The 25,337-nt window shown below is 69.8% G+C and carries 20 protein-coding genes and 1 riboswitch; of the genes, 4 read left to right on the forward strand and 16 right to left on the reverse strand.

Annotated elements, in window-relative coordinates:
* Positions 1-243: 243 nt before the first annotated feature.
* From BW733_RS01335 to BW733_RS01365, 8 genes are all read right to left on the reverse strand, one after another.
* Positions 244-894 (reverse strand): precorrin-8X methylmutase, encoded by a 651-nt coding sequence (locus BW733_RS01335; protein WP_077347200.1) that lies wholly within the window; start codon positions 892-894, stop codon positions 244-246.
* Positions 894-2,120, reverse strand: a complete 1,227-nt coding sequence (locus BW733_RS01340; protein WP_077347202.1) for a CbiX/SirB N-terminal domain-containing protein — start codon at positions 2,118-2,120, stop codon at positions 894-896. The genes BW733_RS01335 and BW733_RS01340 overlap by 1 nt, the downstream gene beginning before the upstream one ends.
* Entirely contained in the window at positions 2,117-4,489 is a 2,373-nt protein-coding gene (gene cobJ, locus BW733_RS01345; RefSeq protein ID WP_077347204.1) for a precorrin-3B C(17)-methyltransferase, read from the reverse strand. Before cobJ ends, BW733_RS01340 begins: the two co-directional genes overlap by 4 nt.
* Positions 4,486-5,322, reverse strand: coding sequence for a precorrin-4 C(11)-methyltransferase (cobM, locus tag BW733_RS17660; RefSeq protein WP_152024513.1), 837 nt, complete (start codon positions 5,320-5,322; stop codon positions 4,486-4,488). The genes cobJ and cobM overlap by 4 nt, the downstream gene beginning before the upstream one ends.
* Entirely contained in the window at positions 5,319-6,059 is a 741-nt protein-coding gene (cobI, locus tag BW733_RS17665) for a precorrin-2 C(20)-methyltransferase (RefSeq protein WP_152024514.1), read from the reverse strand. Before cobI ends, cobM begins: the two co-directional genes overlap by 4 nt.
* A 31-nt stretch (positions 6,060-6,090) precedes the next feature.
* Positions 6,091-6,217: riboswitch (cobalamin riboswitch) on the reverse strand.
* An 84-nt stretch (positions 6,218-6,301) separates the two neighbouring features.
* Positions 6,302-7,744, reverse strand: a complete 1,443-nt coding sequence (locus BW733_RS01355; protein WP_077347208.1) for a cobyric acid synthase — start codon at positions 7,742-7,744, stop codon at positions 6,302-6,304.
* A complete protein-coding gene (locus BW733_RS01360; protein WP_077347210.1) occupies positions 7,741-8,757 on the reverse strand; it encodes a cobalamin biosynthesis protein in 1,017 nt (338 codons plus the stop codon). The genes BW733_RS01355 and BW733_RS01360 overlap by 4 nt, the downstream gene beginning before the upstream one ends.
* Positions 8,758-8,788: 31 nt before the next feature.
* Positions 8,789-9,400: a histidine phosphatase family protein gene (locus BW733_RS01365; RefSeq protein WP_077347212.1), complete on the reverse strand. Its 612-nt coding sequence runs from the start codon at positions 9,398-9,400 to the stop codon at positions 8,789-8,791.
* Positions 9,401-9,454: 54 nt separating this feature from the next.
* On the opposite strand from BW733_RS01365, the gene BW733_RS01370 reads away from it, so the two are divergent.
* The gene (locus tag BW733_RS01370; protein ID WP_237268265.1) at positions 9,455-10,258 is read left to right on the forward strand and encodes a cobalt-precorrin-6A reductase; all 804 of its coding nucleotides are present in this window, start codon (positions 9,455-9,457) and stop codon (positions 10,256-10,258) included.
* Positions 10,259-10,350: 92 nt separating this feature from the next.
* Here BW733_RS01370 and BW733_RS01375 read toward each other — a convergent pair whose 3' ends face one another.
* Positions 10,351-12,555, reverse strand: coding sequence for a polyribonucleotide nucleotidyltransferase (locus tag BW733_RS01375; protein ID WP_077347216.1), 2,205 nt, complete (start codon positions 12,553-12,555; stop codon positions 10,351-10,353).
* A gap of 296 nt (positions 12,556-12,851) precedes the next feature.
* Here BW733_RS01375 and BW733_RS01380 point away from each other — a divergent pair, with 296 nt between their 5' ends.
* Positions 12,852-16,193, forward strand: coding sequence for a bifunctional proline dehydrogenase/L-glutamate gamma-semialdehyde dehydrogenase (locus BW733_RS01380; RefSeq protein ID WP_077347218.1), 3,342 nt, complete (start codon positions 12,852-12,854; stop codon positions 16,191-16,193).
* A gap of 81 nt (positions 16,194-16,274) precedes the next feature.
* Here the strand turns inward: BW733_RS01380 and rpsO are convergent, their stop codons facing one another.
* Entirely contained in the window at positions 16,275-16,538 is a 264-nt protein-coding gene (gene rpsO, locus BW733_RS01385) for a 30S ribosomal protein S15 (protein ID WP_077347220.1), read from the reverse strand.
* Positions 16,539-16,772: 234 nt separating this feature from the next.
* Between rpsO and BW733_RS01390 the strand changes: the two genes are divergently transcribed.
* Positions 16,773-17,252, forward strand: coding sequence for a GNAT family N-acetyltransferase (locus BW733_RS01390; protein WP_077347222.1), 480 nt, complete (start codon positions 16,773-16,775; stop codon positions 17,250-17,252).
* Positions 17,253-17,255: 3 nt separating this feature from the next.
* Here BW733_RS01390 and BW733_RS01395 read toward each other — a convergent pair whose 3' ends face one another.
* The 5 genes from BW733_RS01395 to BW733_RS01415 all read right to left on the reverse strand — a co-directional run bounded on the left by BW733_RS01395 (position 17,256) and on the right by BW733_RS01415 (position 22,717).
* Complete coding sequence (locus tag BW733_RS01395; protein WP_077347224.1) at positions 17,256-18,167, reverse strand: bifunctional riboflavin kinase/FAD synthetase; 912 nt, start codon at positions 18,165-18,167, stop codon at positions 17,256-17,258.
* 11 nt (positions 18,168-18,178) lie between these two features.
* Positions 18,179-19,042, reverse strand: a complete 864-nt coding sequence (gene truB / locus BW733_RS01400) for a tRNA pseudouridine(55) synthase TruB (RefSeq protein ID WP_077347226.1) — start codon at positions 19,040-19,042, stop codon at positions 18,179-18,181.
* Positions 19,039-19,479, reverse strand: coding sequence for a 30S ribosome-binding factor RbfA (gene rbfA, locus BW733_RS01405; RefSeq protein ID WP_077347228.1), 441 nt, complete (start codon positions 19,477-19,479; stop codon positions 19,039-19,041). The genes truB and rbfA overlap by 4 nt, the downstream gene beginning before the upstream one ends.
* The gene (infB, locus tag BW733_RS01410; RefSeq protein WP_077347230.1) at positions 19,479-22,310 is read right to left on the reverse strand and encodes a translation initiation factor IF-2; all 2,832 of its coding nucleotides are present in this window, start codon (positions 22,308-22,310) and stop codon (positions 19,479-19,481) included. Before infB ends, rbfA begins: the two co-directional genes overlap by 1 nt.
* Before the next feature lie 170 nt (positions 22,311-22,480).
* Positions 22,481-22,717, reverse strand: coding sequence for a YlxR family protein (locus tag BW733_RS01415; protein WP_077347232.1), 237 nt, complete (start codon positions 22,715-22,717; stop codon positions 22,481-22,483).
* A gap of 120 nt (positions 22,718-22,837) precedes the next feature.
* Here BW733_RS01415 and BW733_RS01420 point away from each other — a divergent pair, with 120 nt between their 5' ends.
* A complete protein-coding gene (locus tag BW733_RS01420) occupies positions 22,838-23,419 on the forward strand; it encodes a hypothetical protein (RefSeq protein WP_077347234.1) in 582 nt (193 codons plus the stop codon).
* Positions 23,420-23,488: 69 nt separating this feature from the next.
* On the opposite strand, the gene BW733_RS01425 is transcribed toward BW733_RS01420, so the two are convergent.
* The gene (locus tag BW733_RS01425; RefSeq protein ID WP_161490101.1) at positions 23,489-25,312 is read right to left on the reverse strand and encodes an LTA synthase family protein; all 1,824 of its coding nucleotides are present in this window, start codon (positions 25,310-25,312) and stop codon (positions 23,489-23,491) included.
* Between the last annotated feature and the right edge of the window lie 25 nt (positions 25,313-25,337).

Raw genomic sequence — 25,337 nt, forward strand, 5'->3', positions numbered from 1 at the left:
GCACTCCTTCTGCCGAGATTCAGCGTCCCGGGCATTGGTTCGTACAGGCTGAGTTTCTGACTTTCCCTGAAGGGGCTCACAGTGGCGCGACCGTCCCGGACAACTCCCGGGTTCCTGTGCCTGCACGAAGCGGTTTCATGTTGTGAGGCGAGTCTGCCAGAGCCCCTTCCTGTGGCCTTGGCCGGGGTCGCGTAAGCGGGCCGCCACGAGCTCGGACTCGTGCTGGTCCCGCTGACAACGGCTTCAGTCCTGCCGGGAGGTGTTGGTCAGTTCGTCGGTGCTCGCGATCGCGTTGACCGCCGCGACCGTCATGGCGCTGCCGCCGCGGCGACCGCGGACCACCAGGTAGTCGAGGCCGAACGGATTGGCGACCAACGCCTCCTTTGATTCCGCGGCTCCGACGAAGCCGACCGGGATGCCGATCACAGCCGCGGGCCGGGCACCGGTCTCAGCAACGATCTCCAGCAGGCGGAACAACGCCGTCGGGGCGTTTCCCACGGCGACGACGGCGCCCTCCAGGCGCGGCAGCCACAGATCGACAGCGGCCATGGTCTTCGTGATCCCCCTCGCGGCAGCGATCTCGACCAGCGCGGGGTCCTTGATGTGGCAGATCACGTCGTTGTCACGGGGCAGCCGGGAGCGGATGATGCCAGTTGACACCATCGACGAGTCGCAGAAGATGGGTGCACCCGCCCGCAGTGCGGTGTTCGCCGCCGCGACGACGCCGGGGGTGAAGTTCACGTCATCGGCGATGTCCGTTGCCCCCGCCGCGTGCACCATGCGCACCACTGCCCGGCTCACGTCGGCGGGGAACCTGGCCAGGTTCGTCTCAGCGCGGATGATCCGGAACGACTCCTCGTAGATCTCTTCCCCGGTCCTCAGGTAGTCGGGCACTAGGTCTCCTTGGAGAGGGCGGAGCGGACGGAGGCGAGCAGCGCGTCGCGGACGCGGCGGGAGCGGACGGGGTTACGGCTGCCGAGCACGCCTACGGTGACGCCGTCGGCGTTCATCGTGGTCGGCGTCCAGGCGGTGCCGCCGGTGGCGTCATCGGCCCGCACGCAGAATGTCCGGCTCGCCTCTGCCTCCGCCGCGACGAGCGCGTTGATCTGCGGGATGTCAGTGTGGGCCAGAACGTACCAGGCGCCGCGGAGGTCGCCGTCCAGGTAGGGTCGGCGCACCCACTCGAGGCGGCCGTCGGCGGCAAGCGCGTCGAGCGCAGGGGTGGCGGTCGGCGAGATCAGCGTCACGTCGGCGCCCGCGTCGAGCAACCGGGGAACGCGACGGGTCGCGACCGCCCCTCCCCCGACGACGACGACGCGACGACCGCGCAGCCGCAGGCCGCTGAGGTAGGCAGGGGCGCCGTCACCTGGGGTGTCCACCAGCGTCTCGCGGTAGCGGTCGGCGACAACCCGTGCCAGCTCATCGCACGCTCCGATCACTTCGGCGACGCGCACCTGCGCATCCGGGTGCGCGGCGGCCCACGACTCGGCCTGTTCAAACGTCCACGTGCGAAGCCTGCCGGGGAACAGCCAGTGCCCCATGACGACCAACTGACGGCCGCCGGCGGAGTAGGCACGATCGAGCGCCTCCGGCAGCGACGGCCGCGTGACCTGGATGAAGCCTGCCTCCACGCCTCGCCACCCGCCGGTCTCGAAGTGGTGCCGGGCGAGCCACACATGGTCGGCGTTGGACTCCGCCATCCGCGCGCCGCGGCCGATGAGGACCAGCGTCGTCTCGGCAGGCAGCCAGTCACCCATCACGTCGGCGATCCGCTGCCGCACGGCGTCCATCAGCCTCGGGTCCGCGCCGAGGTGTGCCGCGTAGTCGATCCGCGCGCCGGGAACCGCCTCCAGCGTCTCCTCGATGAACTCCGGGATGTCGACGCGGACGTGTCCGCCGGTGCCGAGCATCAGGGGGACGACGACGGCGCGCGGCTCGGCCTCGTCCCCCAGGACCCCGATGAGGGCGTCGGGGATCGACGGCGAGCTCAGCTCGACGAAACCGAGCGCGACGCGGCGCTGTGGCAGCAACTCCTGCACCCGGACGGCGAGGGCGCGGCACACGGCCTCGCCCTCAGCGTCGCGGGTGCCGTGCGCGGCGATCACGAGCGGCACTGTCATGCGGGGTACTCCTTGGTGTCGGTCGGCATCCATGTGTAGTCGCGCGGGGTCACGATCATCGTGCTTCCCCCACCAGTGGTGACGAACTTCGTCGTCGACGAGCCCACCACCACCAGGGAGTTCATATCCACCCACTCAGGTCGGAACTCGCGGAGCGTGCTCGTGATCACCTTCTGCCGCTTGCGGCAGGCTTGCTGCACGACGGCCACGGGCGTGTCGGGCGCGCGCTTGGCGCCGAGGATCTCCAGTGCGCGCGGCAGGTGCTTCAGCCGGGTGCGGCTGCGCGGGTTGTACAGGGCGACGACGAAGTCGCCGTCAGCGGCTGCGAAGAGGCGCTTCTCGATGTTCTCCCAGCTGGTGTGCAGGTCGGAGAGTGAGAGGGTCACGTGGTCGTGGCCGAGCGGCGCGCCGAGGATCGCCGAGACGGCGAGGCTGGCCGTGACCCCTGGCACGATATCGACGTCGATGCCGTCGGTGCCCTGCTCCAGGACGGGGCTGGCCATCGCGTAGATGGCAGGGTCGCCGCCGCAGACAAGGGCGACGTTCTCGCCGCCGCGCGCCGCGTCGATCGCAGCAGCGGTGCGCATCTCCTCCGTGCCCATCTTTGACGCCAGGACGCGGGTTCCGGGACGGATCAGGTCGCGGATCTGCTTCACATATGGCCCGTAGCCGACGATGAAGGTGGCCTGGCGGAGTCGCTCGACGGCGCGGGGGGTGAGCAGGTCGCGGGAACCCGGCCCAAGGCCGACCACGCTCAGCCTCCCCCTCACGGGGATCCGCCCGATGGCGCACGTCGCATCGGGGTTGCGATGCTTCGGCACGAGCAGTTCGGCACCATGCGCGAGCACAGATGCCTCGGCGACCGACGGCGTGCCGACGTGCCCCTGCACCAGCGCGCTTGGCGTTGGCACATCCTGCTCGGCCAGCGTCTCCGGTGTGAAGTCGAGCAGTGGCACACCCAGTTGCTTGACCAGTTGCAGCAGGCCGAGCTCTCCCGCCTTGAGGTCGACGGTCGTGATCGCCGTCACGGACTCGAGGGCCAGATCGTTGGCGGCCAGTGTCTCGGTGAGCAGCGCGCGCATCGTCTCGATCGGGGTGCCGCGGTTGCAGCCCATGCCGACGACGAGGCTCTTCGGGTGCAGCACCACAGTCGGCAGCTCCGACGCGGACACGCTCACCCGGTCGGTGACGACGATCCTCGCCCTCGCGTCCACCGCATCCACCGATACGTTGGCCGGCAGCGGGGGCAGCGGCCACGGGTGGGCCTTCTCGATCAGCACGGGGGCGCCGTCGATCAGCGCGCGGGTGACACCCGCGACGTCGCCTGAGTAGGCCCAGCCGAGGGTGTCGAGCGCCGGGAGGTCGAGCGCATCGGTGGCGGTGGTGAGGACGGGGGTGCTGCCGAGGCCCTCGGCGATCCGGCGGGCGAGGTCATTGGCGCCGCCCGCGTGGCCGCCGACCAGAGGCACGGCGAAACGGCCCGCCTCGTCGATGACGACGACGCCGGGGTCGGTCCTCTTGTCGCGGAGCAGCGGCGCGACGAGCCGCGTCGTGGCGCCGAGCGCGAGGTGGCTCACAATCAGGTCACACTCGTTCCAGGCCCGGGGAAGCAGTTCGGAGGCGGGCCCGTCGTATCGGATTGAGGCGACGCCGAGCACGCCGTCGATCTGGTCGGCGTGCCTGCGAGCCGCGGGCGAGTTGGTGACCTGGCCGACGACCGGCTCATGGCCCTCCGTCCGCGCGAAGGAGGCGCCGGAGATCAACGCACGGGTGTCGGGCGTGCCGTCGAGGATCAGGACGACATTGGGCTCGGCGATGTCTTCGACGGCCATGGCCTCGCGGGCGGTCAGCACGCGCACGCGCTCGTCCGCCTCGCCGAGACGCTCGGCAAGGACGAAGGCGCGGCCGAGGTGGCCGACCGCGGCGGCGAGCTCAACGAGACCAGCGCCCTGCGAGGTAAGCACGGCCACCTTCGGGTGCCACTTTGCCGCGGCGACGGCCTCGTCGATGGGCTTTCCGTGCGCAGAGACCACCAGCGCATCGTCCCAGGGCAGCGCGACGGCGGCGAAGGCTGCGGCGACCGAGCTGACCGCTGGGCGGACCCGGACCTGATGGCCCGCAAGGCGGATGCGACGCACAATGCCGTGGAAGCCTGGGTCGCCGCTGGCGACCACCAACGCGTCCTGGTCGGGTCGCAGGGCGCCGAGACGTTCCAGCGCAGGAGTCAGCGCGCCGAGCACCACCTGGCGTTCGGGGGCGACGCCCAGGTCGGCGAGATGACGCCGCCCGCCGACGACGAGGGCGGCGTCCTTCGCGAGGGCGCGGGTGTCGTCGGAGAGTTCCCCGAGATATCCGTGGACATGGATCATGCGGAGTGCTCCTTCGTGTGCACAGAACCGGCCCCGTTGATACGCAGGTCGCGTTGGGCGTCCGCCTCAGCCGCGCGGTATTCGTGTCGGAATCCGGGGTGGTAGAGGTGGCTGCGGGTCCCGCTGTGGCCCTCGGCGAGCGCGGGGCCGACCATCACGATCGTGTGCTTCCACAGCTTGTGTTCGCGCATGATGGCCGACAGCTCGTCGAGGCGGCAGCGCAGCATCATCTCATCGGGCCAGGTCACCCGGTAGCCGACGATGCACGGCGTCTCGGGCGGGTAGCCGCCGGCCAGCAGCTCGTCCTGGAGCTGCTTGTTGCGCGCGGCGGAGAGGTACAGCGCCATCGTCGCGCCGTGGGCGGCGAACCCGCGAACCGTCTCGCGCGGCGGCATGGGCGTGCGCCCGCCCTCGAGCCTTGTGAGGATGAACGACTGGCAGACCTCAGGGATGGTGATCTCCGCGTCCATCCGCGCGGCGGTGGCGGAATAGGCTGAGACACCGGGAACGGTCTCGTAGTCGAGACCGAGCTGACGGCACTGCTCGTACTGTTCCCCCGTCGCACCGTAAATGGACGGGTCCCCTGTGTGCACGCGGGCGACCAGCAGCCCCTCCTCGGCCGCGCGCCGGTAGTGCACCTCGGTGTCTTCGAGCGCCTCGGCCGCGGAGTCGACGATCACCGCACCCGGCTTGGCGTTGGCCACGATCCCGGGATGGACGAGTGAGGACGCCCAGATGACGATGTCGGCCTCGGCTATCACGCGCGCCCCACGCACTGTGATGAGGTCGTCGGCCCCGGGCCCGGCGCCGACGAAGATGACCTTCCCCTTCACAACCGGCCCCCCGTCTCTCCACGGTGAGCGGGCGCAAGCACCGCGCTGAAGTACGGTGCCGAGCGGTCGTCGTCGAGGTCGCTCAGCCGGTGCAGTTCCTGCCCTTCGAGCCCGAGGTTGATGCCGAGCACGGCGTCGCGGCCCTTGCCGCGGATGGTCGCCGCGACCTCGGGAAGTCGCCGTCCGCCCTTGTAGGCGACGACGGTGTCGACGGCGTCGAGCAGTGCGCTGAGTTTCTCCAAGCCTGCGGTCGCGGGCACAAGCGCGAGCGTCTCGGTGCCCTCGACGAGCGGGGTTCGGCTCTCGGCGGCCAGCGCCTGCATGGCTGTGACGCCCGGCACGACCTGGATCTCGACCTCCGGCAGCAGTTCCACGACGTGCGCGGCGAGGTAGGAGAAGGTGGAGTAGACGCTCGGATCGCCTACCGTCGCGAACACGACGATCTCCGCACCGTCGAGGAAGGCACCCACAGCCGCGTCGGCAGCGGCCCTCCAGGATGCCTTGCGCTGCTCGCTGATGCCGCGCCTGCATGTCATGGAGAACGGGATCCGCACGATCCGCGCGTCCGGGCAGTTGACCGTCACGATCTGCTCGGCCCGACCGGGTCCGTCGCCGGACTCCTCCGTTGCGGGTACGAGGACGGCGTCTGCGGCAGACAACTGCCGCACCGCCTTGACGGTGATGAGTTCGGGATCGCCGGGGCCTACGCCTACGCCAACGAGAATCGGATGCGCCACTGCGCCTGCCTTTCTGGGTGTCCTCGCCCATGGAAACGACGTGCACAAGACGAGTTCCTGACTCCCCCGGGCGGGGTAACAGTGGCGGGACCGTGCCGGACTTCCACCGGCTTCCTCGCAACCTCGTGCACCGGTCAGTCTTGCACGCGTCGCTTCAGCGGCGTGCTCCGGGGTCGCTTACCGGGTATCTGCCCTCGGCATCGGCTGGTCGCACCGAACAGACTGTTCGCGAGATGAGTGTCCTAGCGGGCCAGCCCCAGGAGGGCTTCGGCGTCGATGTGCGTCTCGATGCCATCGGCCGTAGTCTCGATCATCCGCTCGCGGAGCGCCGCGAAGCCGCGGCCGCCGTCGCGTGGTTGCCAGGGCGATCCCGCCTCGCGGGCGACCTCAGACAGCCAGGCACGGCGGAAGTCGTCGCACTCCAGGGAGCCATGCCACATGGTGCCCCAGGCGGAGCCCACGTGCGCGCCGTCGAGGAACGGCTCTGTGCCTGGGTCGACGGTGGGGCGGCCATGGTGGATGGTGTAGCCCTCGACGGCATGCCCGCGCCACTGGCCGGTGGGGCGACCGAGGACTTTCTCGGTGTGGAAACAGATGTCGACGGGCAGGAGACCGAGACCCGGCGCGACGCCGACGCCCTCGACGTCGTCGTCGATGGAGCGGGCCAGCATCTGGAAACCTCCACAAACGCCCAACACCGGACGACCGGCGGCGGCGCGGCGGACGATGACGTCGGCGATGCCGGTCTCGCGAAGCCAGGCGAGGTCGTCGAGAGTTGACCGAGATCCGGGGAGGATGACGACGTCGGCTCGCTCCACCTCGACCGGGTCGACAGTGACCACGACCCTGACCCCGGGCTCCTGAGCCAGAGCGTCCACGTCGGTCGCGTTCGAGATGCGCGGGAGGCGGACGGCGGCGACGATGAGGTCGTCAACGGCGTCGGCGACGCGGTCGCCCCGCCAGCGCCCCACCTCCAACGCATCCTCGCCGTCGATCCACACCCCGTGCAGGTACGGCAGCACGCCGAAGTTCGTCAGCCCCGTGCGGCCGGAGATGTGGTCGAGGCCGGGGTCGAGGATGGACTGATCGCCGCGGAACTTGTTGATGACGTATCCCGCGAGCAGCGCACGGTCGGCCTCATCCAGCAGCGCCCAGGTGCCGTAGATGGAGGCAAGCACACCGCCCCGGTCGATGTCACCGACGAGCACCGTCGGGAGATCGAACTGCCGTGCAAGGCCCATGTTGGTGTAGTCACCCCGGCGCAGGTTGATCTCCGCTGGCGAGCCTGCGCCCTCGCAGATGACGAGGTCGTGCGTGGCGGCAAGTTCCTCGTAGGCGGCGTAGGCCGCGTCGGCCAGGTGCGTCCGCGAGGTCGCATACTCCCCCGCCTCGAGCGTTCCGTGCGGCTGCCCGCGCAGCACCACGAACGACCTCCGGTCTGTGCCCGGCTTCAGCAGCACCGGGTTCAGAAGCGACGACGGCACCACGCCCGCGGCGGTCGCCTGCAGATACTGCGCTCGCCCGATCTCCGAGCCGTCGACGCATACCATCGAGTTGTTGCTCATGTTCTGCGACTTGAACGGCGCGACGTCGATGCCTCGCCTCCGTGCCACCCGGCACAGCCCGGTGACGAACAGGCTCTTGCCCGCGTCCGACGACGTCCCCGCGATCAGCAGGCCGGTCATCGCCTGCCTCGGTCCTTGCGCGCAGAAGTCCCTGTACACGCGGAGGACCGCCGAGACCGCCACGCGTTCACCGATGCACACGCAGGTGTACAGCAAAGGACGATCGCCGAGGCCGACGCGACGGTCACGGCGGTGACCAGCCGAGATGCCCTGCGGAGCTCGCGTGCGGTCGGGCGGGGGCCGTCGCCGAGCAGGCCGCGCTCCTCCACCCGGCTGAAGTAGACGTTGCGGCCGCCGAGCTGGACGCCGAGAGCGCCTGCCCACGCGGCCTCGCACCAGCCGCCGTTCGGGGACGGGTGGTCGCGTGCATCACGGTGCATGATCCGCCAGGCGTCCCCGGCGCGCCCGCCGACCAGAGGTGCGAGCAGACAGGCCATGGCGCCGGTGATCCGGGCGGGCAGCCAGTCGGCGGCGTCGTCGAGCCTTGCCGCTGCGGTACCGAAGCGGCGGTAGCGCTCGTTCCTGTGCCCGACCATGGCATCGAGGGTATTGAGGCACCGGTGCACAACCATGCCGGGGATACCCGCGACGGCTCCCCAGAACAGCGAGGCGACGGCGGCGTCGGCGGTGTTCTCGGCCATTGATTCGACCGCGGCGCGGGCGAGCTCCGGTCCATCGAGGCTCGATGGGTCGCGCCCGCACAGGTTGCCCAGCCGGGAGCGCGCGCCGTCGAGGTCGCTGTCCTCGAGCCGGTCGGCCATCAGCTCGCCCTCACGCGCGAGGCTGCGCGCGCCGAGCACGGCCCAGGTGGTCAGCGCGGTAGCCGCCGCGTGGGCTGTCGCGTGGCGGCGCGTGGCGCGCTCGAGGACGATCCCGAGCACGGCCACCGGGGCGACGGCAGCCGCGACGTAGGCCGCCCCGTTGGACCGGTCGTCGGCGTAGAGCGGCTTCTCGACACGGGAGGCCCAGGATCCGAACCACGCGACGGGATGGTGCCTGCGAGGGTCGCCGAGCAGCTGATCCGCCACCACTGCGAGGCCTATCCCGACGGCGCGGCTGAGGGAAGGAGACATGGATGCGAGGGTATCAGTGGCAACTTCTGCGTCAGTGCGCAGGTTCAGCGGTGCCTTCACTCCGGCCGGCACGCCCGGGCTCCCCCGCGTCGAGGGCGCGGGTCTCGACGTGGCCGTTGGGCCAGGTGATGTAGGTGACCCAGTCGACGTCGCGATGGCCGCCGCCGTCGAGGATCGCCACAAGGACGCGAAGAGTGTCGCCGTGCGAGACGAGCAGGACCTGGTCGGAGTCGGCGAACTCGGCGCGCAACCCGGCTACGAGAATGCGCAGCCTCGCCGCGACGTCGGAAAGCGACTCTCCCCCGCCCCACCGCACCTCCGACACGTGCACGCCCTCGGGTGGAGCCTCCTCCTCGAGCTCCCCGTAGTGCTTACCTTCCAGCGATCCGAGGCCCTGCTCGCGCAGCAGCACCGTCTCACGCACTTGCAGAGCGTGCGCGGCGGCGACGACGTCGGCAGTCTGCCTTGCACGCACCTGGTCGCTGCTGAGGATGGCGGCAAGCGGGAGACCGGCCAGCCGGTCGCGGGCTTCCTCGGCCTGGCGGACACCGGTGCCGGTCAGGGGCACGTGATGTGTCTGGCCCTGTACGCGCTCCTCGACGTTCCACACCGACTGGCCGTGGCGGAGCAGGTGCAAGATCACGCCCGTAGCCTACGCGTCGGGCACGGGCGTGCTCCGCTGGGATAGCTTTGCCTGGTGATCCTGGTACTCGGCGGAACGACTGAGGGGCGCGAGCTGTGCGCCGCACTCGACCGACGCGGCGTCCCCAACCTGCAGTCGCTGGCGGGGCGCACCTCAGACCCGCTGGTTTCGGAGTCCGTCCGGGTGGGTGGGTTCGGCGGGGCGGAGGGGCTGCGGCGGTTCCTCGCCGAGAGCGGCGTCACGGCAGTCGTCGACGCCACCCACCCCTTCGCGGTCGGGATCACGCGCAACGCGGCTGAGGCGTGCGCCGATCTGGAGGTCCGCCTGATCCGGGTGAATCGTCCCGGGTGGGCCGGGCATGCGCACGCCGATCGGTGGGTCTGGGTCGACGACCACGCGGCGGCCGCGTCGGCGGTCGTTGCGCTCGACACGGGAAGTGAGGGGATCAACGGTCTCGACGCGACGAGTTGCCACCCTCGGCATCGGCTCGACCAGCGCTCGCCTGTCCCGGTGTTGCTGACCGTTGGCAGGCAGCACACGCTCGACTACTCCCCCGCGCTGGACGACCGCTTCGTGCTCGCCCGGGTCGCCGAACCGCCGTCGGGCGTCCTGCCCGCCAACTGGAGGCTGGAACTGGCCCGCGGTCCGTTCACGCTTGACGGTGAACGACGCCTGTTCGCGGAGCACGAGATCGGATGCCTCGTCACGAAGGACTCCGGCGGAGAGGCGACGGCTGCCAAGCTCTGGGCGGCGGACGAGGCCGGCGCCCGCGTCGTCATGATCCGACGGCCCGTGCCGCCCGACGGCGCGGAGTTGGTTCCCGACGCGACCGCAGCACTGAGGCTGCTGAGCGACTAGGGCTGAGCAGGGCCGAACTCGGCAGTGAACGGATCACAGAGGCGCCCGGGGATCTCTCCCCGGGCGCCTCAGTGATCCGTGCGGAACGGGCCTTACTCGGCCTCGGTCTCCTCGGCCTCCTCGACCACCGGAACCAGCGACAGCTTGCCTCGGTCGTCGATGTCGGAGATCTCGACCTGGAGCTTCTGGCCGACCGAGACGACGTCCTCCACGTTCTCGACGCGCTGGCCGCCCGCAAGGGGGCGCAGCTTCGAGATGTGCAGGAGTCCGTCCTTGCCGGGCATCAGCGACACGAACGCACCGAAGTTGGTGAGCTTCACGATCGTGCCGAGGAAGCGCTCGCCGCGCTCCGGCATGTGCGGGTTGGCGATCGCGTTGATCTGCGCGACCGCTGCGTCAGCGGCCTCGCCGGTCTCTGCGCCGACGTACACGGTGCCGTCGTCCTCGATCGCGATGTTCGCGCCGGTCTCGTCCTGGATCTGGTTGATGATCTTGCCCTTGGGGCCGATCACCTCACCGATCTTGTCGACGGGGATGCGCAGCGAGATGATCCGCGGCGCGTAGGGGCTCATCTCGTCGGGAGCGTCGATGGCCTCGTTCATGACGTCGAGCAGGGTGTGACGGGCGTCACGGGCCTGCAGCAGCGCCTTCTGCAGCTCGAGGGCGGGGATGCCGTTGAGCTTGGTGTCGAGCTGGAGGGCGGTGACGAAGTCACGGGTGCCCGCGACCTTGAAGTCCATGTCACCGAGGGCGTCCTCGGCTCCGAGGATGTCGGTCAGCGCGATGTACTTGGTCTCGCCGTCGAGGTCCTCGCTCATGAGGCCCATGGCGATGCCCGCCACCGGAGCCTTCAGCGGGACGCCTGCGTTGAGCAGCGAGAGCGTCGAGGCGCAGACCGACCCCATGGAGGTCGAGCCGTTGGAGCCGAGGGCCTCGGAGACCTGACGGATCGCGTAGGGGAACTCGTTGCGGGTCGGAAGGACCGGCACGAGGGCGCGCTCGGCGAGCGCTCCGTGGCCGATCTCGCGACGCTTCGGCGAGCCGACGCGGCCGGTCTCACCGGTGGAGAAGGGCGGGAAGTTGTAGTGGTGCATGTAGCGCTTCGTCTTCTCAGGCGAGAGCGTGTCGATCTTCTGCTCCATGTCGAGCATGTTCAGCGTGGAGACGCCCAGGATCTGGGTCTCGCCGCGCTGGAACAGGGCCGAGCCGTGGACGCGCGGGACGATCGCGACCTCTGCGGAGAGCTCACGGATGTCGCTCGGGCCGCGGCCGTCGATGCGGACTCCCTCGGTGAGGGTGCGGTGACGCACGATCTTCTTGGTCAGCGCCTTCAGCGCGGCCGAGATCTCGTTGGTGCGCTCCGGGAACTTCTCGGCCAGCTGGTCGGTGACGTCCTGACGGATCGCGTGGGTGGCGTCGTCGCGGTCCTGCTTGCCCGCGATCCTCATGGCCTCGGCCACGCGGTCGGCCGCGAGCTCGGAGACGGCCTCGAAGACGTCGTCCTGGTAGTCACGGAAGACCGGGAAGTCGTAGGTCTCCTTCGGCAGCTTCGCCGCCAGCTCCGACTGGGCGTCGCAGAGGGCCTTGATGAACGGCTTGGCCGCCTCGAGACCCTGGCCGACGACCTCTTCGGTCGGGGCGGTCTTGCCAGCGCGGACGAGCTCCCACGTGGAGTCGGTTCCGCCGGCCTCGACCATCATGATGGCGACGTCACCGTCGGCGAGCACGCGGCCGGCCACGACCATCTGGAAGGCCGACTTGGCGGACTGCTCGACGGTCGGAAAGCCGACCCACTGGTCGTCGATGAGGGCGACGCGCACGCCACCGATCGGGCCGGAGAACGGCAGACCGGCGAGCTGGGTCGACATCGACGCGGCGTTGATGGCCACGACGTCGTAGAGCACGTCGGGGTTCAGCGCGAGGACGGTCACGACGACCTGGACCTCGTTGCGCAGGCCCTTCACGAAGGCGGGGCGCAGCGGGCGGTCAATCAGGCGGCAGGCGAGGATGGCGCCCTCGCCCGGGCGGCCTTCGCGACGGAAGAACGAGCCGGGGATCTTGCCCGCGGCGTACATGCGCTCCTCGACGTCGACCGTCAGCGGGAAGAAGTCGATGGCGTCGCGGGCGGTCTTCTGAGCGGTGGTCGCCGAGAGCAGCATGGTGTCACCGTCGAGGTAGACGGCGGCCGAGCCGTCGGCCTGCTGCGCGAGTGCGCCGGCCTCGAAACGGACGGTGTGCTTGCCATGGATGCCGTTGTCGATGACGGCTTCGGCGAATTCGATGCCTGGTCCTTCCACGGACAGGCTCCTTTCGGTTGGGGTAGCAGCCCAACCCACGCAGGGTTTCTCCCTGCCGCATCTGCCGGTCTTCGATCGAGATCCGCGGGGGCGTTGCACCCGAAGACCACTACCGAGGACCAGACGGACACCGGTTGGGCGGCTGGACTGTTTCAGTCGGTATGAGGTTGTACGCACCCCATCCTACCGGTTCACGCTCGGAACCGCCCCATGGACGCGCTCCGCCACGGGTGGCCGGAGCGCGACCTCGGGCCGAGGCCGATGAACCGGCCACCGCCGCTGTGCCACGATGGAGCATGGCATCGAGTTCGCTGACGTCCCATGTCGACACCGCAGTCGCCACCGCCCGCAGATGGGCAGAACTGAGCACCGCGTATCCCGAGCCCCGTTCGGCAGGGCTCCTGGCCGATGTCCTCAAACACGAGGGCGGCCTGCGTTTCACGCTCGACTTCGTGGACCAGGTGCTGCGGCCGGAGGACCCACGGGTGGCGGCGCAGGCCCTCCGCCGGCTGGCGGCGAAGCCCGCCCCGTTCCTCCCGGCTCCCCTGCGCCTGGGGCTGCGCCAGGTCGTCGGCCGCGCCCCACTCCCCCTGCTTCCCGTCGTGCGGCGCGTGTTCACGGCACTGGTCGGCGACCTCGTGGTCGACGTCGGCCGCTCTCTCGGCCCGTCCCTCTCCCGGCTGACCTCCGACGGCGCCCAGCTCAATGTGAACCTCCTCGGAGAGGCCGTGCTCGGCGGCGACCACGCCTCCCGTCGGCTCGAGGCGACGACCCGGCTGCTCGCCCGCGACGACATCGACTACGTCTCGATCAAGGTCTCCGCCGTGCTCGGGGCCCACGCACCGTGGGGCCACGCGGCAGCCGTCGACGACGCCGTCGAGCGCCTGCGCCCCCTGCTGCGGCTCGCGGCCGACTCCGGCAAGTTCGTCAACCTCGACATGGAGGAGTACCGCGACCTGCACCTCACCCTCGATGTCTTCCGGCGTCTGCTGCTCGAACCTGAGCTCCTGCGGCTACGCGCCGGGCTGGCGGTGCAGACCTATCTGCGCGAGTCACCCCTTGTGCTCGACGAGGTCGACGACTTCGCGAGGCGTCGCGTCGAGGCGGGTGGGGCGCCCGTGAAGGTCCGCCTGGTCAAGGGCGCCAACCTCGCCATGGAACGCGTCCAGGCGGAGCTGCACGGCTGGGAGCTGCCGGTGCTCGGCTCGAAGGAGGCCACCGACGCCTCGTTCCTCTCCGCGCTCGAGCGCTGCCTCACGCCCGAGCGGATCGCTCGCGTCAACGTCGGTGTCGCGAGCCACAATGTCTACTCGCTGGCCGCCGCCTGGGAGCTGGCACGGGCGCGCGGCGTCACCGAAGGGGTCGACATCGAGATGCTCTCGGGCATGGCCGTGCCGCTGCAGAAGGTGATCATGCGGGAGGTCGGTCGCCTGCGCCTCTACGTTCCGGTGGTGCCGCGCGCCGAGTACGACGCTGCCATCTCGTACCTGGTGCGCAGGCTCGAGGAGAATGCCGCACCGGAGAACTTCATGTCGGGCGCGGCCGCACTCGGCACCGACCGGGAGTTCCTCGACCGCGAGGAGCGACGGTTCAGGGCGGCCGCCGACCGGATCGGGGCCGAGACGCCGACCGGGTGGGCGACCCAGACGAGGCCACGGATCGGGGACGGGTTCGCCAACACGCAGGACACCGATCCCGCGCTCGCCTCGAACCAGGCCTGGGCCGAGGCGATCCGGGAACGGCTCCCCGCACCGGAACTCGGGGCGGAGACGCTGAGCGCGGCCACCGTCACCACGGCCGAGGCCGTCGACGAGGCCATCGGGCGGGCGGAGGCAGCGGGGCGCGCCTGGGCCGCCACACCGGCGGCCGAGCGTGCCCGCCTGCTGCACCGGCTCGGCGACGAACTGGAGGCCGCCCGCGCCGACCTGATCGCCGTCGCCGCCGACGAGGCGGGCAAGCTGATCGACCAGGCCGACGTCGAGGTGTCCGAGGCCTGTGACTTCGCGCACTACTACGCGAGCCTTGCGCTCGAGGAGGTACCCGGCGCGCGCCGGGTGCCTCCGGCGGTGACGCTTGTCGCCTCGCCATGGAACTTCCCCATCGCCATCCCGCTCGGAGGGGTCGCCGCGGCGCTGGCCGTCGGCTCGGCAGTGATCCTGAAACCGGCCCCTCCCGCGCGGAGGATCGGTGCGGTGCTGGCCGAGGCCTGCTGGCGCGCCGGGTTCGACCCGGATCTCATGTGCCTGCTTATCGTCGATGACGGCGACCTGGGCCGGACGCTCGTCACCGACCCCCGGGTCGGCCAGGTGGTGCTGACCGGTGCGGCGGAGACGGCGGAGCTCTTCCGCTCCTGGCGCCCCGATCTGCCGCTGCTCGCCGAGACCTCGGGCAAGAACGCGATCGTGGTGACCGCCTCGGCCGACCTCGACCTTGCCGCGGCCGACCTCGTCACCTCGGCCTTCGGCCATGCGGGTCAGAAGTGCTCCGCCGCATCGCTCGGCATTCTGGTGGGACGAGTCGCCCGCTCGAGGCGCTTCCTCGACCAACTCCTCGACGCAGCGGCCTCGCTGAAGGTGGCCTGGCCCAGCGACCCGGGCGCCGAGCTGGGGCCACTGACAGAGGTGCCGGGAGACAAGCTGCTGCGCGGCCTCACGGAGCTGGGCGAGGGCGAGCGCTGGCTGCTCAGACCCGAGCGGATCGACGAACGGCTGTGGCGGCCGGGCATCCGCATGGGCGTTCGTCCCGGCAGCGAGTTCCACCAGGTCGAGTACTTCGGCCCGGTACTCGGCCTCATGGCTTCAGACACCCTCGACGAGGCGATCGCCTGGCAGAACGGCACTGCCTTCGGCCTGACCGCGGGCCTGCACTCGCTCGACGCCGGCGAGGTGCAGACATGGCTTGACACCGTCGAGGCTGGAAACGTCTACGTCAACCGCACGATCACCGGCGCGATCGTGCGCAGGCAGCCGTTCGGCGGATGGAAGCGTTCCTCCGTCGGCCCGGGGGCCAAGGCTGGCGGCCCGAACTACCTGCACGTGCTCAGCCGGTGGGAACCGGAAGCGTCGAGGGCGGCCGCGGGAAGCGTGACCGGTCCTGCCCTGTCGCGCCTGCTGCGAGCGGCGGCGTCGATCTCGGGCGAGGGGTTCGCGGGCGTGGTCGCCTCCGATGAGGAGGCCGTGCGCACCGAGTTCGGGGTCACACACGATCCGTCGGCCCTGCACAGCGAGATCAACGCGCTGCGCTACCTGCCGGTGCCGGTGACCGTGCGGGTCGAGACCGACGATGTGGACGCGGTGCTGCGGGAGCTTTCCGCCGCGGTGGCGACCGGGTCGCCCGCGCGCTTCTCGTTCGCGGAGGCACCCGAGCCTGCCCTGACCACGGTGCTCCAGGAGGTCGGGCTGGAGTGGGTCGTCCAGGCCGACGCCGACTTCGGCGCGACGGCCAAGGGACGCGTCCGCCACCTCGGCGGCCGTGATCTCGCCTCCGCACTCGGGGCCGACATCGACGTGACGGTGTACCCGGGACCGGCCCTCCCTGGCAGGCTCGCCCTTCTGGCCTACGTGCGCGAGCAGTCCGTGTGCATCACCAACCACCGCTTCGGCCATCAGAGCCCGATCACCGCGCAACTGAGGCTCTAGCCGGTCCAGCCGCGCTTTCCAGGACAACGCAGACGGGGCACCCCCGAAGGGGTGCCCCGCAAGAGAAGCTTCAGCGCGAGATCAGCGACGCAGACCGAGGCGCGCGATCAGCTCACGGTAGTGCTCGACGTCGTTCTTGGCGACGTAGTTGAGCAGACGGCGGCGCTGGCCGACCATGAGCATCAGGCCGCGACGGCTGTGGTGATCGCCCTTGTGCTGCTTCAGGTGCTCGGTGAGGTGAGCGATCCGCTTGGTCAGCAGAGCGATCTGTACGTCGGGCGAACCGGTGTCGCCAGCCGTGGTCGCGTACTCTTCGATGATCTTCTTCTTCGTTTCAGCGTCCATGGTGGGACTCCCTTTCGTTCGCTGCACGGCGCCCCAGTCGCGGATGCTTTCGAGGCTCTTACGAGGCCGTGGCCGATCTGACGGCAACCTGAGCACTCTATCACCGCCGCCGTTTCGCGTCCTAATCCCCCAGGTCGCACTCACCTTCGTCCCAAAGCTCCACGACCCATGGGAGGGGTGACCCGCAGCCGCTAGGGTAGGTTCGACGTAAGCCACCGAACGGGAGAACCAGCCATGGCCATCAGCGTGCGACGAGCCACCGCAGAAGACCTTGACCAGCTGCGCGCCCAGCAGGCCCGCCCCGAGCTCGGCCTGGTAGACAAACATTTCGAGGCCCAGCAGGCCGGTTCGCTGATCTTCGCGGTCGCGTTCAATGACGACAAGCCCGTCGGAACCGCGCTCCTCGACCTCGAGAGCCAGGAGTACAACCCCGAGCTGCGCAACATGTACGTCTACCCGTCGGCCCGCCGTCTCGGCGCAGGTCGTGCGCTGAGCGAGTTCATCGAGGACGAGGCGAAGTCCGCGGGCTTCACCGCCGTCTACCTGGCCGTCGATCCGAACAACGAGAAGGCCGTCCCGCTGTACGTCTCGCTCGAATACCACCCCACCGGCGAGCACATCTTCGTCGAGGATCCCGAGATCCCGCAGGTCGAAGACGGCATCGAGCACAGCAAGCACTACGCGGTCTACAAGAAGTCGCTCACCGTCCGCTGAGCCTCACACGAGGCCGAGCACCTGCTTCGCCCTCGCGACGTCCAGGTTCATCTGGGTGATCAGTTCCTCAACGCCGCTGAACTTCACCTGGCCGCGCAGCCGCTCAACGAAATCGACGGCGATCTCCGCTCCGTAGAGCTCGAGGTCCGTGCGGTCGATCACATAACTCTCGACCCTGTGGTCCGCTCCTTCGAAGGTCGGGTTCGTGCCGACGGAGATGGCGGCGGCCATCGGTTCGGCGTCCGCCTCGTCCAGCCTCGTCACCCAGCCCGCGTACACACCGTCGGCAGGCACAGCCATGTCGGACGGCACGGTCAGGTTCGCCGTCGGGAAGCCGAGCTCGCGTCCGCGCTGGTCGCCGACCACCACCACGCCACGGAACCGGAAGGGCCGTTCAAGGTGTTGGGCGGCCTCCGCGACGTCCCCCTCGGCCAGCAGGCCGCGGATGCCGCTGGAGCAGGTGACCTCCTCGTCCACCGCCTCGAGCGGGAGGGCGAACACGTCGAAGCGTCCCTCGCCCAGCACGGCGAGGGTGGCCACATCACCGGAGGCGCGGCGACCGAAGCGGAAGTTCTCCCCGACCACCACCCGCGCCGGATTCAGGGGCATCAGGAAGCGTTCGACGAACTCAGCGGGGCTGAGCGCGGCGACGTCGCGGTTGAACTGGATGACACGCACCTCGTGTGCCCCGGCCTGCTTGAGCAGGTCGATCCTGGTGCGCAGGTCGGTGAGCAGCTTTGGCGCCTGGTCCGGGCGAAGCACGGTGATGGGATGGGGCCAGAAGGTGACCACCACGAGTGGCAGTTCGAGTCCGCGGGCCGCTTCGCGCAGGACGCTGCGGTGCCCGACGTGGACCCCGTCGAAGTTGCCGATCGCCACGACGGTCCTGGTCATCTGATCCTCCACAACTGACAAATCTGGCACGCTCACGTCAGCACCGCAAGCGGACGCGAACCCGCCTCGGTCGGCTCGTAGAGCGCGATGAGGGCGCCGTCCGGCGCGATCATCCCGGTGGGTGCCGAGGGGACGGGGCGGGCGATCGGGCGGCCGTAGCCGATGTCCGTCGCCTCCTCCTCAGTCACCTCAAGCACGGGAAAACTGAGCCTCGCCGCCTGCGCCATGTCCATCAGGACGGGCGGCTCGTCGCCGAGCGTGACGGCGTCGTCGAGCGAGTAGTTGCCGATCCGGGTGCGGCGCAGCGCCGTGAGGTGACCGCCTACGCCCAGGGCTGCGCCGAGGTCGCGCGCGATCGCCCTGACGTAGGTGCCGGAGGAGCATTCGACGTCGAGATCGACGTCGAGCCAGCCATCGCCGCCGTGGACGGCGAGCACGTCGAGGCGTGAGATGGTGACAGGACGTGCCTTCAACTCGACGCTCTCCCCCGCTCTCGCCAGCGCGTAGGCGCGCTTCCCGCCCACCTTGATGGCGGAGACGGAGGTCGGCACCTGGAGGATGTCGCCCCTCTGGGGGGCGAGGGCCGCGTCCACGGCCTCAACGGTGAGCGCTGAGGCGTCCGCGACAGGCATGATCTCGCCGTCGGCGTCGTCCGTCGTGGAGGACAGGCCTAGGCGGGCGGTCGCGAGGTAGCGCTTGTCGTGCAGCGCAAGGTGGCCGAGCAGGCGGGTGGCCCGGTTGACCCCCAGGATCAGCACGCCGGTCGCCATCGGGTCGAGGGTGCCGGCGTGGCCGATCTTGCGGGTGCCGAGCAGGCGTCGGAGCTTCCCCACGACCTGGTGGGAGGTGACCGCCGACGGTTTGTCGACGATCACCACCCCGGACGGTGAGCTCACTGCTCGTCGTCCTCCTCGATCTCTCGAGGCTTGCGGTACGGGTCGGCCTCCCCCGCGAACTCCTTGCCCGTCGACGCGGCCGCAGCCGCGGCGTCGGTCGCCTGGACCTGCGCGAGCAGATCCTCGATGTGGCGGGCGGAGTCGGGGGTGGCGTCCAGGACGAAGGTCAGCGTCGGGGTGAACTTCATCCCGAGCTGCTGGCCGACCGTCGTGCGCAGCATGCCCTTCGCGGACTCCAGCGCGGCAGCGGTGCCCTTACGGGCCTCGTCGTCTCCGAGCACGGTGTAGAACGCCGTCGCTTCACGGTTGTCGCCCGTGAGGCGCACCTCGGTGATCGTCAGGAAGCCGAGCCTCGGATCCTTGATCCGGTTCTGGATCGTGGAGGCGAGGATGACCTGGATCTGATCGGCCAGCTTCGCGTTACGGGGTCCAACCATCACTCGCGCTCCTTCTCCACCATTTCGTAGGTCTCAATTACGTCACCGATCTTGATGTCGTTGAAGTTCGAGAGCGTCAGACCGCACTCGAATCCCTCGCGGACCTCGGTCGCGTCATCCTTCTCGCGTCGCAGCGACGCGATCGAGGTGTCGGCGACCACGACGCCGTCACGCAGCAGACGCGCCTTGGCGTTGCGGCGGATGGTGCCGCTGGTGACCATACAACCGGCGATGTTTCCGAACTTGGATGAACGGAACACCTCGCGGACCTCCGCGTGGCCGCGGGTCTCCTCGGCGTAGATCGGCTTGAGCATGCCCTTGAGCGCCGCCTCGATCTCGTCGATCGCGGAGTAGATGACCGAGTAGAAGCGGATGTCCACGTTCTCGCGGTCGGCCAGCTGTGCGGCGTGCGGGGTCGGCCGGACGTTGAAGCCGATGATGACGGCCTTCGACGCCGCGGCGAGCGACACGTTGGTCTCGGTGATGGCACCGACACCGCGGTCGATGACGCGCAGCGACACCTCTTCGCCGACCTCGATTTTGCTGAGGGCGTCCTCGAGGGCCTCGACCGAGCCTGCGCCGTCGCCCTTGAGGATGAGGAGCAGCTCCTGCGTCTCGCCCTTCTCCAGCTGCTCGAACAGCTGGTCGAGGGTCTTGCGACGGCTCGCCTTCGCCTGCTGAGCCGCACGCATGCGGGCCTCACGCTTGTCCGCGATCTGGCGGGCCATGCGGTCGTCGTCGACAACGAGCACGTTGTCGCCTGCACCGGGCACGGACGTCAGACCGAGCACCTGCACGGGCATCGACGGCGGGGCCTCGTCCACGTTCTGACCCTGGTCGTTGATCAGGGCACGGACGCGGCCGTGTGCCGAGCCGGCGACGATGGACTCGCCGATGCGCAGCGTTCCGCGGTGCACCAGGACGGTGGCGACGGGGCCGCGTCCCTTGTCGAGGTGCGCCTCGATGGCGACACCCTGAGCGGGCATGTCCGGGTTGGCGCGCAGGTCGAGCGCAGCGTCAGCCGTCAGCACGATCGACTCGAGCAGGTTCTCGAGACCCTGGCCGGTGATGGCCGAGACGTCGACGAACTGCGTGTCACCGCCGTACTCCTCGGGAACGAGGCCGAACTCGGAGAGCTGACCGCGGACACGGGTCGGATCGGCGGTGTCCTTGTCGACCTTGTTGACCGCAACCACGATCGGCACATCGGCCGCCTTCGCGTGGTTGAGCGCCTCGATCGTCTGGGGCATCACGCCGTCGTCTGCGGCAACCACCAGCACCGCGATGTCCGTGGACTTCGCGCCGCGGGCACGCATGGCGGTGAACGCCTCGTGACCCGGGGTGTCGATGAAGGTGATCTTGCGCTCGTTGCCGTCGACCTCGGTCTCGACCTGGTAGGCGCCGATGGCCTGCGTGATGCCGCCGGCCTCGCGTGCCTGCACGTTCGAATTGCGCAGGGCGTCGAGCAGCTTCGTCTTACCGTGGTCGACGTGACCCATGACGGTGACGACCGGAGGACGGGCCTCGAGGTCGTCCTCATCGCCGATGTCCTCGCCGAACTCGAGGTCGAAGCTCTCCAGGAGCTCACGGTCCTCGTCTTCGGGAGAGACGACCTCGATGTTGTAGTCGAGCTCGGCGCCGAGCACCTCGAGGGTGTCGTCAGCGACGGACTGGGTGGCCGTGACCATCTCGCCCAGGTGGAACAGCACCTGCACGAGCGACGCGGCCTCCACGCCAATCTTCTCGGCGAGATCCGTCAGCGAGGCGCCACGGCGCAGGCGAACGGTCTGGCCGTCGCCCTTGCGGACGCGCACGCCACCGATCGACGGGGCCTCCATCTGATCGAACTCTTGCCTGCGCTGCTTCTTCGACTTGCGACCACGCTTTCCAGCGGAGCCGCCACGACCGAATGCGCCCTGCGTGCCACCGCGACCGCGGCCACCGCCGCGACCGCCCATGGGGCCGCCCATCGGCGGGCCACCGGTGCCGCCCGGACGGTTTCCGCCGCCACCTTGGCCGCCGCGACCGCGACCGGGGCCACCGCCACCGGGACGGGACGGACGCGAACCGATCGCCGCGTTCGCGGTCTTCGGCATCATCGCGGGGTTCGGACGGGGCATGCCGGGAAGGCCGCCGGTGCCACCGGGACGGGGCATCCGGTTGTCGGACTGACCGGGACGCGCCGCGCCCGCTCCGGGGCGCTGACCGCCATCGGGGCGGTTGTTCGGGCGACGCTGCTGCGTGCCCATTCCCTGAGCGGGAGCGAACGGGTTGTTACCCGGGCGCGGGGCGCCGGGCTTGCGCGGGCCGGGAGTCGGCGCGGAGCCGCCACCGGGACGGGGGCCGGGCGTCGAGGGACGCGGGCCGGGGGTCGCGGAGGGGCGTGCCGCGGGTGCGGCCGAGCCGCCAGCGGGACGCGGACGCGGCGCGGCACCACCACGACCGGGGGTCGCGGGCCTGGCTTCCGGTGCGGCCGGGCCGGGGCGGGGTGCGGGGCGCGGTGCTGCGGGGCGAGGTGCCTCCGCGGCCGGCGGTGCCGTCGGCTCAGGGGTGCCAGGCGTTGCAGCTGGTGCGCTCTGCTGGGCCGCGGGTGCGGCCGGGGTGGTCTCTGCCGGCTTGGGTGCCGCCTTCGGTGCGGGCTTCTTGGCCGCCGGAGCGGCCGGGGTCTCGTCGGCGCCGCCGAATGCTTCGCGGACGCGACGCACGACGGGTGCTTCAAGGGTGGAGGACGGACCGCGAACGTATTCGCCCATCTCTCCTAGTTTCGCAAGGAGTTCCTTGCTGGTGATCCCGATTTCCTTGGCGATCTCGTGGACTCGAGGCTTAGCCACTACTCTCCTTCGTGGGTCCGACCTCCAAGGCCGGGGTCCCTAGTTGTGCTTGGTCATCGTTGGGTACTCATCGAGTGGTCATGAGCGTTAGCCCACCTTCTGGTTGCCGCCCTACAGGGCGTGGAACGATGTGCCCACGCGAGCGTGGGCCACTGGCAATCATATCTCGCTCAGCCGCGAGCTTCCACCTGAGGCGCGTCGAGCACCGCTGCGGCCCCGAAGGTCCGCCGGATCGCCTGGCGCTGCTCGGCGAGAGCGAAGCAGCCCGCGTGCAGGTAGGCCCCGCGCCCGGGCAGCCGCGGCGCGGTCCCGTCGACCACGCGGTCGCCTCGCCGGACGAGCCGGATCAGCGTGGCCTGGTCGGCGCGCCCGCGACAGGCGATGCAGGTGCGTTGAGGAGCATTCACAGCAGCTCAGTCTACTGAGTTCTGGCCAACCTCCCAGGTTCGCCATAGCCCCGGCGCAGGAAGGGCCAGCACCGTGGTCTGTGCCCGGAAACCGTTCCGGGAAGCACCGAAAGGCACACGATGACGAAGAAGATGATTGTCGGGATCTCCGCGGCGGCGATGGCCGCAGGACTCGGAGTCGGGCTCGGCCAGCTGGCCAGCGCCGATGGCACCCCCACCCCGTCCTCCAGCCCCTCCGCCAGCACGCCCGCCTCCCCGTCGGACGCGGGCGGCGACAGCGACCCCGGCGAGCGCGGAGGGCGCGGACACCGCGGTGGCGGTGGTGGTGTGGACACCTCGGCGCTCGCCGAGAAGCTCGGCGTGGACGAGTCGAGCCTGGAGGAAGCCGTCAAGGCGGCACGAGAGGCGACCCGCCCCGAGGCGCCAACCGAGGAAGGAGCCAAGCCGACCGAGACGGAGCGGACCGCGCGCGAAGAGGCCTTCGCCAAGGCGCTCGCCTCCGAGCTGGAACTCGACGAGCAGAAGGTCGTCGATGCGATCGAGGAGCTGCGCACGCAGCGCGACGCGCAGCGGGCAACCGAGGCCAAGGAGAAACTGGCCTCCGCAGTGACCGACGGGACACTCACGCAGGCCGAGGCAGACGCCGTCCAGAAGGCCCTCGATGAGGGGATCGTGTCGCTGCGCGGCGGTCAAGGCCGCTGATCCGGGGTGACATGGAGGGCCGCGGGGACCGGTTGCGATCCCCGCGGCCCTGCCGTCTGCTGCGGCGCGTCACTTCTCGGCGCGGAAGGCCTCGTACAGGTTCTCCGTGTCGATGTACCACTTGAGCGCGAGGTCGGTCTGCTCAGCGATCCACGCGGAGTCGGTGCTCGCCGCGAGGTCGTTCGTCTCGTACGGGTCGACGGAGAGGTCGAAGACCTCATCGCGCCTGTCACCGAAGTGGTGGATGACCTTCATGTCGCCGTTCATGGTCGCGGTGCACTTTCCCCTCGCCCAGCAGCTGGCGACGACGGGCCCCTGCGGTTCCCCGCTCGCCAACGACGGCCGGTAGGTCTGGTCGCTCTCCAGCTCGAAACCGAGCAGGTCGACCGCGGTCGGCAGCACGGCAAGCTGATTGGCCGGCCCCTCCACCAACTCGCCTTCGCGCGAGGGGTCGAGGATCAGGTACGGGATCCGCAGTCCCTCGTCATAGACGGTGTTGTCGTGCTGGAACAGTCGGTGCTCCCCGAAACCCTCGCCGTGGTCACCCACGACGACGAAGACGGTGTCCTCGTAGAGGCCGAGCTCCTTGAACATGTCGATCACGTTGCCGACGAACTGGTCCTGGTAGTGGATGCCGTTGAGGTACTTGTTGAGCAGCGGGTCGTCGACGAAGTCGATGAGATCGAAGTTTTCCAGCGCGTAGTCGTGATGCCCGGTGACGGTCAGCATGCCGAGCATGAACGGCTTGTCCCGGTTCTGCTCGATCCACCTGCGTGACGGCTCGAGCATGATGTCGTCTTCGTAGCCGAAGTAGTTGGCGCGGTTGAAGCCGAAGTGGTCCATCTCGTCGACCGGGGTGAAGTGCTCGTAGCCGAAGTTGGCCACCGTGCCGCGCCTGCGCTCGAAGTGTTCGGTCGCGGTCTGGAAGAACGCGGTGCCGTAGCCCTGCTCGCTCAGCAGCTGGGGCAGGCACTTACCGGGAAGGCTGCCTGCGTCGGCTTCGGTGTTGTCGCTGTCGAGCGGCGGCGCGATTCCGCAGTGCACCGCGGTGAGGGCCTTCGACGTGTGCGGGAGGACCGTGTAGCCGCGTTCGGGGCGCAGCGAATCCTCGGCCAGCGCGTCGAGCACCGGGGTGACCGGCTGGCTGGTCTCCGGAAGGGTCGAGGTGGCGCGCTGCGATTCGAGCGTGATCACGACCAGGTTCTTGTGCCTGCCTCCCCCGTCGACGAGCTTCGTGGACTCGGGAGTGGGGACGAGCGTCTCGTCAGCGAGCGAGTCGGGGTAGGCCAGCGCCTCACGCACGGGGGTGACGGCAAACTGGACCGGGGCCGCGAGCGCGAACGCCGCCGACACCGTCGGGGCGCTCCAGACCGACGCCGCGAGCAGCACCGCGACCCCTGCCAGGCTCACGTACTTGAGCCTGCGGTGGGGACGCCGACGGATCAGCCGCGAGACGGCGGGGCCGAGTAGGAGGGGCAGGACGAGGACCCCGAGCACCACACCGACCAGGAGCGCCACCGCGGAGGAGCTGAACTGCGACTGCAGCAGGGCATTCAGCTCGCCCTGCTGGTTCCACGCGTACTCGATCTGCCGGAAGGTCAATGGCGATCCGGTGCGGATCATGTACTCGTGGTTGATCACGGTGAAGATGCCGAGCACGAGCGTCAGAGCGTGGGCGAGGTAGAACACCACCGCCCGGGCAGTTCCCTTCGCGAGCCAGCACAGCAGCATCCACAACAGCAGCCACGCCGCGCTGAAGGCGACGTCCGAGGAGACCTTCGCGAGCGTCTCGGAGGCACCCGCCCGGGGGAAGAACTCCTCGATGCGGATCAGCTTCAGCACGACCGCGAGCACCGCGAACGGGATGAGCAGCACCAAGAGGCGCCCCCACACGTGGCGGGGGTCGCGTAAACGGTCA

The organism is Tessaracoccus flavescens, assembly GCF_001998865.1.
Lineage (GTDB): Bacteria > Actinomycetota > Actinomycetes > Propionibacteriales > Propionibacteriaceae > Arachnia > Arachnia flavescens.